A 17,070-nucleotide genomic window follows, 5' to 3' on the forward strand; every position below is an offset into this window, starting at 1 on the left:
ATAAAACGTTTATAATGAGCTAAATGAATATGCTAGTAAAAAAGGAGTGAGACTGTTTGGTCGCACGGGAGGGCAGGGTTTTGTGAATTAAAGCAAAGATAAGTATGCATCACAAAAAGAGCTTTATTTGATGTGATAAAACGTGTGAAATATCTATTTTTCGTGTTCGATATTATTTAGAATACAAAGTGATATGAAGTGTATTGAAGGTATCTGATTTGATGATATACCAGATAGGAATTTTTTTAAAATCAGGGACCATGCGCAGTGTATTTATAGGTCTATGCTTTGTCTGTGCTTTTCCTCAATCACTTGCAGCATTTGAATTTTTCGGCATTCCTCTTTTTAGTCAAAAGAAAACAAATTTTTCTTCGTATAGTGCCAGTGCTACAGAGAAATTTTATAAGGTTGATGTTGTTGCCCCACCGGGAGCGCCATTAAAAGGTATTAAAATAGTCAAGTCTGTTTCTTCTCTTGTTGCTGATAAAGATAAAGCATTTAGTTCTTCTGGTTTGTTAGCTAAAGCCCGTTCAGATTATCGGGCCATTCTTTCTGCCCTTTATGCTGATGGTCGTTATGGCGGTGTTATTAGTATCAAAATTAATGGTTTAGAAGTTGCTGATTTAAGTCCTGTGACTCAACTCCCAGCGCAATCCCATGTTGTTATTACGGTTGATGCCGGCCCACAATATGTTTTTAGTGTTGCAGGTATCGATAGAGTTGCTCCATTCGTAAAATATAAAACCAATAGAATGCCCACAATTGAAGAATTGGGTTACAAAGTTGGGACTGTTGCCAAATCTGAAATCATTCTGAAAGCAGAAGAATGGGCAATTGAAGGGTGGCGTCGGCAAGGTTATGCTAAAGCTAAAGTTATGAAAAGTGAAGTAGTTGCTGATCATACAGCACGTTTCATTGATGCGCAGATTGCTGTTGTTCCTGGACAAGAAGCTTATTACGGACCTTTAAGCGTGCAGAATGTTAGTAAGGAGCCTCGCGTAGATTCAGCCTATATTATATGGATGACAGGGTTGAAGGTAGGCAAAAAATATGATTCTAATGCATTAACCAAGGCGAGTGAAAGACTTGCACGACTTAATGTTTTTCGTGCTGTAAATATACGTGAATCTGATACGATTAACTCTAATGGTAGTTTACCGCTTACGCTTGTTTTAGAAGAACGTAAATTACGTCGTTTCGGTGCAGGTGGTAGCTATTCAACATTAGATGGTGCTGGTTTTGAAGCTTATTGGATGCATAATAATCTTTTTGGCCATGCAGAAAACCTTAAGATTGAAACGAAAATAAGCGGTATTGGCAGCAGCAAAGGGGAATCATATAATCTGAAAAATTTTGATTATCTTTTTGGCAGTACATTTGTGAAGCCTGGTATAGTTACTCCTGATACAGACTTTAAGGCAGAACTAAAAATACAGCAAGATGTTTTAGACAATTATACGACAAAAGCTATCAGAGGAAAGTTAGGTATAACGCATATTTTTAATGATAATTTATCGGGACAAGTTGCTGTAGAAGTTTCTAATGGTTATTCACGCGATATTTATTTTGGGAACCGTAATTTTACAACGATTGGATTACCGAGTGGTTTAATTTATGATAGCCGTAAAAATAAATTCAATGCAACAAAAGGCTTGTATGGTGAAGTAGTTGTTGAACCTTTTTATGAAATGCGCTCTAACGATTTTGTAGCAAAACTGACTGTGGAAGGTCGTTCTTATTGGGCATTGGATGAAAAGGATCATTTTGTTTTTGCAGCACGGGCAAAGTTTGGTACAATTCTTGGGAGTAATATAGCACAAGTACCTTCCGATACGCTCTTTTTTGCTGGTGGTGGTGGATCTGTTCGCGGTTATGCTTATCGTAATATTGGTATCAAAACAGAAAAGGGTGCTATTGTTGGTGGTCGGGCACTTATTGAAGGGTCGGCAGAATTACGTCTTTCTTTAAATGATAATATAGGGCTTGTCAGTTTTCTTGATGGAGGTCTCGTAGGGGAAAAAGCGCGTTTTGATTTTTCTCAAAAAATAAAATGGGGAGTGGGTATTGGAGGTCGGTATATGACAGGTCTTGGGCCTCTACGCGTTGATTTAGCCTTTCCTTTTAAGCGAGAGAAAGGTGATCCTCGCATTGGTTTTTACGTAGGTATAGGGCAAGCGTTTTAATGAAAAAAACTATGCGTTTATCGACTTTCTTATTAGGACTTTTGTTTCTTTTGGTGAGTGCTCTTGTTTTTGTGCAATATGGCAATTCACCCTCTAGCGAAGCAGATACGGATGAACGGTCATGGTTTATCTCTTTGGTTGAACGTGGACTTTCAGCACCTAATCATCAAGTCCGTTTATATAATGTGCAAGGAGCGCTATCTTCTCAAACATCAATTAATACCATTACTGTGAGTGATAAAAAAGGTGTTTGGCTAAAAATTACCAATGCTAAAATGGATTGGAATCGCTTAGCATTGCTGAAGGGGCTCATAAGTATTAATCAGCTTTCAGTGGAACGGATTACGTTTTTACGCAAACCGCAGGGTAGCTCTTCTTTTATTTCTGCCCTTAAAGCAGCGAAATTTTCTTTACCAAAATTGCCACTTTCTATTTCTATCAATACACTTACAGCTAAACATATGGCGTTTGAACAAGATCTTTTTGGTTTTTCTGCTAATGTGTTCTTAACAGGACATCTAACTTTGGCAAATGGTGACTTTGATGTTGATATAATGGCTCACTGTTTAGATAGACCAGGATCTTTTTCTGTTTTAACGAAGATATCCAATAGCAACCGTACGGCTAATATTGATATTTCTGCTGATGAACCGCAAAATGGTATTTTGGCAAATGTTTTTAACATTGAAGGGCGTCCTGCATTAAATATTGCCATTAAAGGTGATGGTACTTTTGATGATTTAGTTATCAAACTTTATTCGGAAGTTGATCACTACCCTGTTTTAAATGGCAATGTTATTCTTGCAAGGTTTGCAGAAGGACATAGTTTTTCTACAAAACTTGTGGGCGCTTTTGCTCCTTTAATGCCTCTTCAATATCGTGATTTCTTCAAATCTGATGTAACGTTGAAAGCAGAGGCAAGAATGACAAAAGAAGGTGTGACACACCTTGATAACATGGTGCTTCAGAGTAGAATAATGAATATTGTAGCCAATGCTGAAATAACAGCAGATGGGTTTTTGCGGCGGCTTTTTGTTGATGGAAAAATGGCTCTTGATAAAGAAAATGGAGCAGGACATTTATCTGCATCAGAAGCGCCAATGCGTGTGAATAATCTTGCTTTAAACATTGATTATGGCCGCGAAGGGAAACAATCTTGGAATGGACGGCTTATTGTACATCATATAAGTGGTAAAAATATTCATATTCGTAATGCAATTTTTGATATGGGTGGAGTAAGCGAAAATCTTGATAATGTAGCTACTCGTCATGTTGGTATTCAGATAAAGGGAATACTTAGAGGAGTTGAAAAACGTAAGGATACATTGAGAGAAGATTTAGACCAAATAGTTCATGTACATCTAGATACAGATATTTTTTCTAAAAAACCAGTTTTGATTCATGATTTTAGTATTACGGGTCAAAATTTTTCTGCTTGGTTAAAAGGGAAAATGGAGAGTTTTATTTTTAAAGGCGATCTTGGTTTAAAAACTCAAACAATAGCTCCTTTTAGTCTGTTGAGTAAACAATCACCTTCTGGTAACGCAGATATTAAAGCCAAAGGAGCTATCAATTTATTAAGTGGTGTTTTTGACTTTGAATTATCAGGAATGGCTGAAAATATAAAAATAGGGATGAAACCTTTCGATCGTTTTTTCAAAGGGGCTTTCACCTTTTCAGGTGGTGCTGCTTACAATGCGACGAATTTGTTTTTACGTCGTTTGGATGTGAAAAGTCAGTACGCAAACATAAAGGCTGATGGATATTTTTCAAATGAGAGCGCTAAAATGGATTTCTATGCTCAAATATCTGATCTTGCCAGATTGGATCCCAGAGTAAACGGTGCACTTACAATTCAAAGTACTGCTAGAGGGCATAATAGTCTTATAAAGCTTAACACACGTGTTCATGTTGCTGAAGCATTTTTAATGGGGAAAAAGTTGCAGAATACAACACTGACTATGAAAACACTGGTGGATAGAACATCGCCGATTGTTTCTTTAATGGGTTCTGTAAAGGGTGAAGGAATTTTTGCTAAGAAGCCATTGTATTTATCTGCTTCTTTTAAGGATTCTGAACAGATTCGAAGACTTGAAAATATCGAGATGAGAGGGGGAAGCGCAAAAATAACAGGTGATCTTTCTCAAATGGAAGGTTTTGTTAAAGGTGCTTTGCATATTGATGCTGATGATATTTCAGTGCTTTCTGCGTTATTTTTGCAAGAAGGCAGTGGAAAAGTAAAAGGAGATTTTATTTTTGACAAACAAAATGGCAAACAAAAAGCCAATTTAAAGGCACATGTTGACCGTTTAAGTTTTGCAAAGAATAAAATTAAAAATTTGGAAATAGAAGCAAACGTGTTTGATCCTTTTAGCGTAACACAGTTTGAGGGTTTTATTAATGCAGAGCACATCCAAACACCTTTGATGATGATTAATCGTTTAAAGGCTCACGCTAATAGTAAAGATGGGCGAACAGTTTTTACTGTTCGAGCGATGTTACCTAATAATACAAATGCACAGCTTTCTGGCCATATGGTTGCGATGGGATATCCAGAAAATATAAAACGTGAAGTACAGATTAAAACCATAGATATTAAACAAAACAACCTGCATGCAACATTGCCTAAAGTGGCTACGATTGTTTTTGATGAAGATGGAATGACATTAGATGAATTAGGAATTGCAATTAACGGAGGTAAAATTATCCTTGCAGGAAATATTAAAGATACTCTGAATTTGCATCTTACAATGAATATGTTTCCCGCTGGGTTAGTCAATCTATGGAAATCCGATCTTGGAGTGGCTGGTACTGTAACAGGGCAAGTTATGATTCGTGGTAGTTTTCAAAAGCCTGATGTAATCTATGATATAAAAGGTGAAGGACTGACGACTGTTGCACTTCAATATAAAGAAATAAGGCCTTTTGTGCTTACTGCTGCAGGTAAAACAATAGACAAGAACCTTATTGTGAATGCAACTTTAACAGGAGAAGAAGTGCAAGCACAAGCAAAGGGGCGTATATCTTTAGATCACAACAAACTTGATCTTCATGTTAACTTGCAAAGTTTGCCTGCACGTTTGATTAATAATTTTATTGAAAGACAAGCGCTTGGAGGAACAATTGTAGGTAAGGCCGATATTACTGGAACCATGAAGGATCCATCTGCTCATTTTGAGCTTTCTAGTCAAAGTTTGACTGCTATGACACATAAAGGACCTATGTTGATTAATATGAATACTCGTGGTTCTTATAAAAAAGCAATTTTTCATATTGAGAATATGGTAGCAACTGGAGATAAAGGATTAGATCTCTCCATAAATGGACCTGTTTTCTTAAATAGTTCAGAGGTTAAATTAAATATTAAAGGGACAATGCCCCTTGCTTTTGTTGATCTATTATTAGCGAAGCGTGGAGCGTATATAACAGGCATGGCCAAAATTGATACAACTATTAATGGTGCATTACTTAAGCCACAATTGATGGGAAGTTTTTCTATAACCAATGGTAACTTTTTTGATTCAAAAACAAATTTAGGACTGAACGATGTGACAATTGAAGGTAAACTAAATGGAGATCATATTTTTATAGAGAAAGCTTCAGCTTCTTCATCTAAGGGGGGATTAGTTTCTGCTTCAGGTCGTATCTCTAATAATCTACAACCAGATTTGGTACTTCATCTTGACCACGCTAATTATAATGATGGTTCTATGATTTTTGCAACATTGTCAGGAAAAATGACAATGAGAGGTGATTTTTGGGATGATCTTGTGATTGGCGGTGATATCACGGTTGAAAAAGCTGAAGTTTTTGTGCCTGATCATTTTCGAAATGCAAAGTTTCTTGATATTAAAAATAAGAACTTAACAAAATCAATTCAAAAAACGCTTAAACGTGCTGATGTTAAGGACACAAACGCAAATCGTAGTGTTTCTCAAAAATCTTCATCTGTTGTGCTATCAAATATGCGTATTACAGCGCGTAATCAGTTTTTTGTACGTGGTCGAGGATTAGATACTGAACTAGGAGGACGCATTAATATAGCAGGTCCATTGAATGATGTGCACCCGGTTGGTGAGTTTCAGATGATTCGTGGACGTTTTGATATTCTTTCACAGCATCTTAATTTTGATCAAGGACAAGCGAGTTTTAGCGGTAATCTTAACCCTACCGTTTATTTTGTGGCAAACAAGAATAGTGGTGATATTCGCGTTACTGTAACTGTAAGTGGAACGATTGATAGTCTTGATGTTAATTTTTCTTCACAACCAAATTTGCCACAGGACGAGATTTTAGCACGTTTGATTTTTAATCGTTCTCTTAATGAATTATCACCATTTCAGATTGCCCAGCTCGCGGCAACGGCAGCTGATTTTGCAGGTGCTTCTAATACATCTTTATTGAATACTCTACGGACTAAAATTGGTCTTGATGATCTTGATGTTATCGTTGATGAAAAGGGAAATACTGGCTTACGTATTGGACGTTATATACACAACAACATTTATTTAGGTTTTGAAGCGGGATCAGATGGAATGACAAAGGGAACGATTAATTTGGATATTTCGCGTCATCTTAAAGCTAAAGGTGCCGTAGGAAATGAAAAGAATTCTAGTGTTGGTCTATTTTATGAAAGAGATTATTAAAAATTCAAGTTCTTAAATTCCAGCTTCTTAAGTTTTATGCACTTAGCGCTTTTGATTAGAAAAAGATTTAAGTATGGATTGGAAATTCCATAAAAGAAAAATACTTCTATCAAATCGCAAAAAAATATATCCGAAGTGTTTGATTTTTTTGTTTATTGTGTTCTTTAATAGAGTCGTACTCTTTATGAAAAACGGCATACCATTATATTTTTCATTTATATACTTATTTTAGCATTTCTCGTTACTTCCAACTCTATTTCGTGAGCAACTGACCATGAGGTAGAACGTAAAACCCACTAGGTGGTGATATTTTTACGCAACAGCATCATCATTTATGTGCTATCTTTCAATGTTGTATTACTTTTCCATTGCAATAGTTCATGAGTGGTATTCTTAATTCTTTCTTAAAAGGTTTTTTATTCACACGTTGACCTTTTTTATGGTGTGCAAGCGAACAATTTTTTTGATTTTGAATGCAAAGATTTAACTGAAAAAATTTTGCATTATTTGAAGTTCTTATTCAAATTATAAAATGATAAATTATCATTATAGGTCAATTTGTTTATATATTATTGAAGATGCATTTGATAAAGTAATGTTTTTTGTAAAATATCCATCATAGTTATGTAGTATTTCCCTGCTTAAATGGTAAGAAATGATAAAAATATAGCTTTTATCACTAATAACATGTGTATTTTTAAATTATTCAAGAAGGTTAGGTACTCGAGTAATAGCGTTTCCGTTCTTAGATGTGAGAATAAAACGAAAATTTGATCCAAAATACCCACTACAGCAAAAAGTTTTAAACTAAACCTTTCCGTGCTTTTTTTTAATGCTTTCTTCGCATACTGAGTTTAGTTATAGTGTATAGTGCGAACTATAACTGACAGCACAGGGAGGGATTTAGAAAAAGATGTATAGATCATTACAGCTTTACTACCATAGTCCTTAACAAGTTTTTACAAAACTTAATATGAATTTCCTTTACGCATATTAGAATTGATAAAATTTATGGCTATTTACCTAAGGAAAGGGGAATCCCTTGCTATCAACCCCCTATTTTAAAAACAAAATAAACGCTTTCAATAAAACAATAAGTAAGATTTTCAATTCTCATACAAATTCTAGAAACGCATTTCAATAAACCATAAATTTTTTTCTCGTAGCTATACTTTATATAATACTTTTTTATGCTACCTCTCTGTTCTTTGCAAAAGAAACTGATCATCTATCTAGTTTTATCTTAAATCTTACTTAAGAATTTAGAAATTAGAACGTGTGCTTTTTGAATTGGTCATTATACAGTTTTTTATAAAAACTATTTTCCTTTGCCAACAATTCTTCTTGGGTACCTTGTTCAATAAGTTGACCATTTTTTATAACAACAATTTTATGAGCACGAGAAATCGTTGAAAGACGATGGGCAATGATGATAGTGGTGCGTCCTTTGGTGAGGTGATGAAGCGCTTCATTAATTTGTGTTTCAGTACGCGAATCTAACGCACTTGTTGCTTCATCAAGAATTAGAATTTCACTGTTATGAATGATAGCTCTAGCAATAGCGATTCGTTGTTTTTGTCCACCTGAAAGATTACAGCCATTATCACCGATCTGTGTATTATAACCATTCGGTAGATTCATAATAAAGTCGTGAGCATTGGCTGTTTTTGCTGCTTTGATAATGTCGTCGTCACTGGCTCTGTCTTTTCCAAGTCCGATGTTATATTTAACGGTTCCTTGAAAGAGAAAAGTATCCTGCCCTACATAAGCCATCAGCTTTCTAAGAGAGCGAAATGTAGTATAGCGGATGTCTTGTTCATTGATCAATATGCGCCCCTTTTGGGGGTCATAAAGGCGCATAATAAGGTTGATAACGGTTGATTTTCCTGAACCAGATGGTCCTACCAACGCTGTCATTTTTCCAGGTTCTATTTCTAGATTGATGTTCTTTAATACCATTTGGTCATCCGTATATGCAAAAGAAACATCTTCGAAACGGATACTTCCTTGTATTTTAACCAGATCCTTAGCTTTTTCATGTTCTATAACTGTAAGAGGGTGATCAAGTACGTCAAACATTGTACGAATATTAACTAAACCAGCTTCAATTTTAACTCGTACGTTTGCTAGCCTTTTGGCCGGCTCATAAGCAAGAAGCAAAGCAACAATAAAGGACATAAATTCACCTTGAACGCCTGTGCGTTGGGTTGCAAGGTAGCCAGAAAAACAGATAATACCCGCAATGGCAATACCAGCTAGTGTTTCCATAATCGGATTTGTAATAGCTTGAAGTGTTGCAATAGTGTTTGCTTGTTTTTCCACATCGCTAATAGCTTTGTTCATACGTTTTTTCATTAATTCTTCTAATGAAAAGGCTTTGATGACTCGAATACCAATAGAACTTTCTTGTACAATTTTGATGATTTCACTGAGTGAAAAAAGTTCTTTTTCGACAAGGCATCGAATACGTTTTAAAGCCATTCGAATTCCTAAAAAAGCTAGTGGTCCTACTATTAAAGTAATAGCGATTAAAGTGCAATTTTGAATAAACATGACAAGCAATAGACCACTAACAGAAAGCAAATCACGCACAAAAGTTGTGATAATTGTATCAATAATATTACGCACTGCTGTAGCATTGTGAGTTACGCGGACAAGAAGATCAGATGAAGTATTATTGTGATAAAAAGAGACACCCTGTTCCATAAGGCGCGCGTAAATTTTACGCTGTTGTTCAGCAACGATGCTGTTACCTGCTTTGCTCAAAAAATAAGTTTGGGAGAAAGTAGCAATTCCTTTGAGAATGAAAATGAAAGCAATGATGCTAGAAATAAAAACAATCATAGCAAAATTCTGCGCATCAATAATATAATTGACAACGTCACGCATAATCCATGCGCTGGCTGCAGTTGTACAAGCAATGATGATCATTGAAAAAATAGCAGCACTGTACCAACGCACGTGTTTATAAAAATTTTCTTGTAAAAGACGGATTATAAGATATTTATCAAGAGTAGAAATTCGTTTTTTTATCATGAAGTGCTTCTATATTCTATCGTTGTTTTATGCAAGATTGAAGCACTCTTATTAAAGGCATTTAGTTTCTTTGATAAAAAGATGTATTCTTTTTAATAAAGAGGTCGCTAAACAGTTACTACTCACTTAAAAGCACCACTACAACATTCTGTGGTGCTTTCAAAGCACTTAATTCTGAATGATTTGTATTTTATACATGCTTCCAATAAAAAATCATTTAGCTGCTATCACCATCATCATTTGACGGCCTTCGAGCTTTGGCTCAGATTCGATTTTAGCAATTTCACTTGTATCTTCTTTAACCCGCTGAAGAAGCTTTAATCCAAGATCTTGGTGAGCCATTTCACGACCACGAAAACGCAAAGTAATCTTTACTTTATCACCATTACCAATAAAACGATGGATAGCCTTAAGCTTTACGCCATAATCATGAACATCAACATTCGGCCGCATCTTAATTTCTTTGATTTCAATAATCTTTTGTTTTTTACGTGTCTCAGCTGCTTTTTTTTGGGTCTGATATTTTAATTTTCCCAAATCAATGATTTTACACACGGGTGGTTCTGCATTTGGGACAATTTCAACCAAATCAAGCCCTGCATCTGCGGCCATAGCAAGCGCTTCCTGTATTGCAACGACTCCCTGATGTTGTCCCTCGTCATTGATAAGTTGAACACGAGGAACTCGAATATCCTGATTTGAACGCGGTCCATCTTTCTGGGTAGGTGTTATTTTAAAGGGTCTGCGAATGGTTTATGCTCCTTAATTTTGATTCATCTACAGGTAATTAATATACAATTATACACAGAAAAACAACTAGAATTCATGCTTTTACATATTTGATTTATGACTTTTGGATTTAATTAGGAGTATAAAAATTTTTCTTTTACAAGTATTAAAATGTTTTATAGAGGAAAAACATTATGGAACAAAATATTCCTTGCCAATTTTTTTCGTTTGAAGGCACTCCTCTTGCAGTACGCCATCGCAAAGGGCATTGCTTCCCTGGTTTAGTTTGGCTTTCTGGCTATCAATCCGATATGTTAGGGAAAAAAGCTGTATTTATTGATAGTTTTGCTCAGAAGAATGAGTTGTCTTGTTTGCGTTTTGATTACTCTGGCCATGGAGAATCGAAGGGTGATTTTTTTCAAGGCACGATTTCACGTTGGCTTAAGGAAAGTGTAGCGGTTTTTGAAACCTATTGTGAAGGTCCACAAGTTTTGATTGGTTCTTCTATGGGGGGATGGATTGCACTAAAGCTTGCTATGATGCTAGCGCAGAAAAACAAGAGGCTTGCTGGCATGGTGTTGGTTGCACCAGCTCCTGATTTTACACAAACCTTGGTGGAACCAGCATTAGGTCTGGAGGAATGGAAAATTTTGGAAGAAAAAGGATATGTTGAACGACCTGCGGTTGGTGATGATGAGCCGATGCCTTTTACAAAAGCGTTGATTGAAGATGGACGAGATAACTGCGTCATGAAGGGATGTATTGATGTTGGGTGTCCTATTCATATTTTACAAGGGATGGAAGATGAAGATATACCTTATCAGCATACATTGTCTTTACTTAATCATTTGCCTTTACATGATGTAACATTAACACTTGTTCGTGATGCAGATCATCGTTTTTCTCGTCCACAAGATTTGGAGTGCCTTGAAACGGTGCTGAAATTATTAATTGATCGAATTAATACAAGGTAAAGGCCAAATTTATTATTGATAAAGACATGATATATGATCGTTTATGAACAGCCTTTTATTTTCTCTGATCGCATTATTCCTCTACGTGTACGGGAACATAAACATGCGCGCCGTCTTACATTACGTATTGATAGGAGTGGTAAGGGGATTTGTATAACAACACCACCAGCGATAAATCTCTATTCGATTCAAGGTTTTATTGAAAAACACCGATCTTGGATTGAGGCACGTCTTGCTCACGTAAAAGTTTCTCATGAAAATTCTTATCTTCAAGAAGGTGTAACGATTTCTGTATTAGGTGTTCCACATACTATAAGACATAAAGCAGGACGCGGGATAACAGAGATCATTACACAGGATGTGGGGCAAGAGTCTCAAATTATCGTTTATGGTCAATTAGAATATTTACCAAGACGTGTTGCTGATATTTTAAAAAAACAGGCTGCGCTCACTATAACGCCATTGGTTGTATATTATGCGCATAAAGTAGAGCGTAAAGTGAAATCAATTTGCTATAAAGATACTAAAAGTCGCTGGGGTTCTTGTTCAATAGGAGGACGCCTTTCTTTTTCTTGGCGTCTTGTTATGGCGCCAAAAGAAATTGTTGAATATGTTGTTGTGCATGAGGTCGCCCATCTTGTTGAAATGAATCACGGACCAAAATTTTGGGCTCTTTGTGAAAAACTTTATCCCGCAAGTAAAATATATCGTGCTTGGTTAAAGGAAAATGGTCATACGCTGCAAATGATCAATTTTCACTCATATAAGTTAGAAATATGAAAAAAACCTGAAGAAGATAATCTTCGATGGAACTTTTTATTTAGCATTCCATTATGTGTGTACTTCGTCGCATGATGAGGAATTCATTGAAGCCTCAGCAATACTGTCTTCCCCTGCTTAGTTTGCTGAGTGTCTTCAATGTTTTTGCTTTATTTTTTGTGTAATTCAGCTTAATAATTTCTGATAATTCTTTCATTTTAGATTGGAAAAGCGCTTATGTCTGTTCTTACAGATCCTATTCAATTATTACAGGCGCTTATTCGTTGCCCTTCTGTAACACCTCATGAAGCGGGTGTCTTATCAAAATTGGAACAATTTCTAACAAAGATGGGGTTTTGTGTTGAGAGGCCTGTTTTTTCAGATAAAAATACAGAAAATGTTGAAAATCTTTATGCCAAGATAGGGAAAGAAGGTCCGCATCTTATGTTTGCAGGCCATACAGATGTTGTGCCACCAGGGGCATTGGAATATTGGACGTATCCTCCTTTTGAAGCTGTAATAGATCAGGGGAAATTATATGGGCGAGGGGCTGTAGATATGAAGGGCGGGATTGCTTGTTTTGTAGCGGCACTTGCTCGAGTTCTTGAAAAACAGTCTATTAAAGGTATGATAAGCTTTTTGATTACCGGTGATGAAGAAGGTCCTGCACTTAACGGTACTGTCAAACTTCTTAAATGGGCAGAACAAAAAGGTGAAAAATGGACCGCCGCTCTTGTAGGAGAACCAACAAGCGTAACAGCTGTTGGTGATGTGATCAAAATTGGTCGTCGGGGATCAATTTCTGGTATTCTTACCGTTAAAGGTCGTCAAGGTCATGTAGCGTTTCCTGAGCGAGCAGCCAATCCATTGCCTTTAGTAAGTAAGCTTATCCAGGCATTGACACAAGCTGCTTTAGATCAAGGCACAGAAAATTTTCAACCAAGTAATTTGGAATTAACAGCTATTGATACGGGTAACTCTGCAGTGAATGTTATTCCAGCGCAGGCAACAGTTCGTTTTAATATACGCTACAACGATCTTTGGACAAAAGAAACGCTTATGAGGGAAATTGAAGAACGACTAAGAACAGTGCAATCAAAAAACGATTCTTATCATTTGCCTTCCTATCAGCTTGAGTGGATTCCAAGTTTGGGGGATGTTTTTTTATCCCAAAATGATAAACTCATTAATACATTATCAAATGCTATTAAAAGTATAACAGGGAATATACCAGAATATTCAACTTCGGGGGGGACTTCGGATGCACGATTTATAAAGGATTATTGCCCAGTAGTTGAATTTGGATTACCAGGGCAGACAATGCACATGGTGGATGAGTGTGTGACTCTCGATGCAATGGAAACTCTCACGGCTATTTATGAGCGTTTCATTGTTGATTTTTTTGCATAAAATAAAAAGGAATTAATTTTTTTCAACAACATTTTTGCCACGAATTGAAAACTGTATTATGTCACAATTGACGTGATAATAGGTTAGAATTGTAGAGATTTTAGGTTGCTAATTGGCTAATGATGTGATCAAGAAGGATTCGTCCTTTATTGGTTGCTTTTAAGCGTTCGTTTCCTATCATTTCTACCAACCCTTGTTGTTGTAAATCGATAAGTTTTTCCATTGGTAGGCTTTTGGGGTTTAAGATTTTATAACGCGAAAGATCTAAACCTTCGCAAAGACGCAAACCCATGAGGAGCATTTCATTTGCTTGTTGTTCAGTGGTCAATTGTTCTGTTTCAATACAGCCATGTCCCAGAGTTTCTACCAATTCAAGCCAATGTTCGGGATATTTTTCATTTATTGTGACATAACGTTTACAGTTTTCAAGTTGAAAATCAGATTCTTTTGATGAAGCAGAGAAGGAATTTGGTGAGTGCTCAATAAAGCGACCATGGGCTCCTGGACCAAAGCCTGCATATTCATAATAACGCCAATAGAGAAGATTATGCGCTGATTCGGCACCGGGGATTGCATAATTTGAGATTTCATAGGCAGGAAATCCCTTTTGTGAAGTTATTTCTTGGGTAAGATGATATAGATCTGCTGCAAGTTCTGATGCGGGAAGGATAAGTCTTCCTGTGGTATGAAGCCGTTTAAAAGCGGTTCCTTCTTCTATAGTCAGTTGATAAAGAGAAAGGTGGTCTGTTGCCAAATCAAGAGCTTGAAAAAGTTCACATTTCCATTGTTCAAGGGTTTGTTCGGGACGAGCATAAATTAAATCAAAGGATAAACGTGGAAAAATCTCCCGCGCTAAAGTAATAGCGTGAAGAGCTTGTTTTACATCATGAAGCCGACCAAGTTGTCGCAATGCTTTGTCATTGAGAGCCTGTATGCCGAGAGATAAGCGATTAACACCTGCTGCTCGGTATTCACGAAAGCGTTGTACTTCCACGCTTGATGGGTTAGCTTCTAATGTGATTTCAACTTTATCATCGATTGTCCATTTTTTTGTAAGTGCTTGCAATAAGGCATCAACAGTCTGAGGCATCATAAGAGAGGGAGTTCCTCCGCCAATAAAAATACTGGTAATATGACGCGGTCCTATTTTATGGGACTGTGTTTCTATTTCACGTTCAAAGGCGGTTACAAAACGTGGTTGATCAACACCATGAACACGAACATGTGAATTAAAATCACAATAAGGACATTTTGCAGTGCAAAAGGGCCAGTGAATGTAAATACCAAAGAATTCATTCATGAGAGTGTCATGAGGTTTTGGGCTAAAAGTTTAAAGGCACGTGCGCGATGTGAGAGCGGGGGTGTTTTATCATTGAGTTTCCAGCCATGTTTTTGTTCCATTGACATTTCACCAAAGGTATTGGCATATCCATCTGGTAAAAAAATAGGATCGAAACCAAAACCTTTATCTCCACGTGGAGGCCAAATGAATGTACCTTCAACATTACCATGAAAATAATCTGCATGAGCATCAGGCCATGCAATGCATATGACTGATATAAAACGGCATTTTCGTTGGCTTTTTTTATGCGCTCCGATTTTTTGGAGTTCATCTTCTATTTTTTGCATAGCTTTTAAAAAATTACGTGAACCATCAGGTTGAAGAGCCCAATCAGCGGTATTAACGCCTGGTGCATTACCCAATGCGTCCACTTCCAAGCCTGAATCGTCAGAAAGGGCAGGAAGCCCTGTATTTTTTGCTGCTGAAAAAGCTTTAATATAAGCATTTTCTTCAAATGTTGTTCCCGTTTCTTTAGGTTCTGGCAATCCAAGCTCTTTTGCTGATTGTATAGTTAAACCGAAGGGAGAGATCAAAGTGATAATTTCGTGCAATTTACTGGTGTTGTGTGTAGCAATGACAAGTTTTTGGGTTGCTATACTTCTCATGTAAATTTCTCCAGAGGTAAAAAGAGAGGGGTACTATTTTTGTACTAAAAATCAGTTTAAACCTTATATAGACAAATTTTGCCAGATTTTACGGGATACATCTTTTTGCATGTTTATTAATATTCCACTTAAATGAAATCTTTTGTATTTTGTGATGGCAATAATTAAAAAGATATATAGACGATACCTTTTTTTGATGGTAGCATTTTTACTATAAATATATGATATACTTTTGCACTGCTTTAGACTATTTGACCAAACCTTGGCAAGACTTATATAAAAGAGGTGTTTTAAAGTAATGAAACAATTGTGATGAAGCACAAACCTATTGATGATGAACTAAAATATCTTGATGAGCGTTCGCGGGATATCTTTCGCCATATTGTAGAAGCTTATCTTAATGATGGTGAACCTGTAGGATCACGAAATCTTTCTAAGCTTTTGCGACAGACATTATCACCAGCAACGATTCGCAATGTTATGAGTGATCTTGAACATCTCGGTTTGATTTATGCACCTCATGTATCTGCAGGTCGTATGCCGACACAATCAGGGTTACGATTTTTTGTTGATGCGTTTATGGAAGCGGGTGATTTGCCAAACGAGGAGCGTGAGAGTATTGAAATGCAAGTCAAAGAAGCTGGCCACGCGCAATCAGTTGAGCATTTTCTCGTTCAAGCAAGCCGTGTTCTTTCAGATCTTTCACGTGGTGCAGGACTTGTTTTAGCAACGAAATATGAAGGGACGTTGAAGCATATTGAATTTGTACGCCTTGATAGGGAACACGCTCTTGCTGTTTTAGTAACTCAACAAGGTGAGGTTGAAAATCGTATTGTTCATTTACCGGAAGGGGTTACCCATGCACAATTGACAGAAGCAACGAATTTTCTTAATGCTCATATTCAGGGGCGTACATTGAGTGAAGCTAAAGAAGAAATTGTACGTTTATGTTCAGAAACACGAGCCGCGCTTGATCGTTTATCCCAACATCTTGTTGAAACGGGATTAGCTCTTTGGGGCGGAGAAGATGCTGATCATAAAATACACCTTATTGTTCGTGGGCGTAGCAATTTGCTTGAAGATGTGAAAGCAGAAGAAGATTTAGAGCGGTTACGGCATTTGTTTGATGACCTTGAAACGCGTGAAAGTATGGCACAGCTTCTCGACTTAACCGATGAAGGTTCGGGCGTTCGTATCTTTATTGGTTCAGAAAATAAGTTGTTTTCGCTTTCTGGCTCTTCTTTAGTGGTAGCACCTTATCGTGATTCAAAACAAAGAGTTATTGGTGCTTTAGGAGTTATTGGGCCTACACGGCTTAATTATGCAAGGATTGTGCCTATGGTTGATTATACAGCTCAACTTGTATCACAACTGTTGCGTTAAAAT

At 36.7% G+C, this 17,070-nt stretch carries 10 protein-coding genes; 6 read left to right on the forward strand and 4 right to left on the reverse strand.

Going from position 1 to position 17,070, the window contains the following annotated elements; translation table 11 throughout:
• Positions 1-221 precede the first annotated feature (221 nt).
• A complete protein-coding gene (locus HWV54_RS04155) occupies positions 222-2,183 on the forward strand; it encodes an autotransporter assembly complex protein TamA (protein ID WP_005866462.1) in 1,962 nt (653 codons plus the stop codon).
• Entirely contained in the window at positions 2,183-6,829 is a 4,647-nt protein-coding gene (locus HWV54_RS04160) for a translocation/assembly module TamB domain-containing protein (protein WP_005866460.1), read from the forward strand. Before HWV54_RS04155 ends, HWV54_RS04160 begins: the two co-directional genes overlap by 1 nt.
• Before the next feature lie 1,269 nt (positions 6,830-8,098).
• Here the strand turns inward: HWV54_RS04160 and HWV54_RS04165 are convergent.
• Both HWV54_RS04165 and infC read right to left on the reverse strand, forming a co-directional pair.
• On the reverse strand, positions 8,099-9,865 hold the full coding sequence (locus HWV54_RS04165) for an ABC transporter ATP-binding protein (RefSeq protein WP_005866458.1): 1,767 nt from the start codon (positions 9,863-9,865) through the stop codon (positions 8,099-8,101).
• Between the two features lie 213 nt (positions 9,866-10,078).
• Entirely contained in the window at positions 10,079-10,597 is a 519-nt protein-coding gene (gene infC, locus HWV54_RS04170; RefSeq protein ID WP_040296407.1) for a translation initiation factor IF-3, read from the reverse strand.
• A 191-nt stretch (positions 10,598-10,788) separates the two neighbouring features.
• Between infC and HWV54_RS04175 the strand changes: the two genes are divergently transcribed.
• The 3 genes from HWV54_RS04175 to dapE all read left to right on the forward strand — a co-directional run bounded on the left by HWV54_RS04175 (position 10,789) and on the right by dapE (position 13,737).
• Entirely contained in the window at positions 10,789-11,568 is a 780-nt protein-coding gene (locus tag HWV54_RS04175) for an alpha/beta hydrolase (RefSeq protein WP_005866453.1), read from the forward strand.
• 33 nt (positions 11,569-11,601) lie between these two features.
• A complete protein-coding gene (locus HWV54_RS04180) occupies positions 11,602-12,348 on the forward strand; it encodes a M48 family metallopeptidase (protein WP_005866451.1) in 747 nt (248 codons plus the stop codon).
• 216 nt (positions 12,349-12,564) lie between these two features.
• A complete protein-coding gene (gene dapE, locus HWV54_RS04185; RefSeq protein ID WP_005866449.1) occupies positions 12,565-13,737 on the forward strand; it encodes a succinyl-diaminopimelate desuccinylase in 1,173 nt (390 codons plus the stop codon).
• A gap of 100 nt (positions 13,738-13,837) precedes the next feature.
• Here dapE and hemW read toward each other — a convergent pair whose 3' ends face one another.
• Together hemW and HWV54_RS04195 are read right to left on the reverse strand one after the other, a co-directional pair.
• A complete protein-coding gene (gene hemW, locus HWV54_RS04190) occupies positions 13,838-15,037 on the reverse strand; it encodes a radical SAM family heme chaperone HemW (RefSeq protein WP_005866447.1) in 1,200 nt (399 codons plus the stop codon).
• Positions 15,034-15,684 (reverse strand): non-canonical purine NTP pyrophosphatase, encoded by a 651-nt coding sequence (locus tag HWV54_RS04195; protein ID WP_005866445.1) that lies wholly within the window; start codon positions 15,682-15,684, stop codon positions 15,034-15,036. Before HWV54_RS04195 ends, hemW begins: the two co-directional genes overlap by 4 nt.
• Positions 15,685-15,996: 312 nt before the next feature.
• On the opposite strand from HWV54_RS04195, the gene hrcA reads away from it, so the two are divergent.
• Entirely contained in the window at positions 15,997-17,067 is a 1,071-nt protein-coding gene (gene hrcA, locus HWV54_RS04200; RefSeq protein WP_005866443.1) for a heat-inducible transcriptional repressor HrcA, read from the forward strand.
• Positions 17,068-17,070 lie beyond the last annotated feature (3 nt).

The sequence above is a fragment of the Bartonella alsatica genome, from assembly GCF_013388295.1.
GTDB classification, from domain to species: domain Bacteria; phylum Pseudomonadota; class Alphaproteobacteria; order Rhizobiales; family Rhizobiaceae; genus Bartonella; species Bartonella alsatica.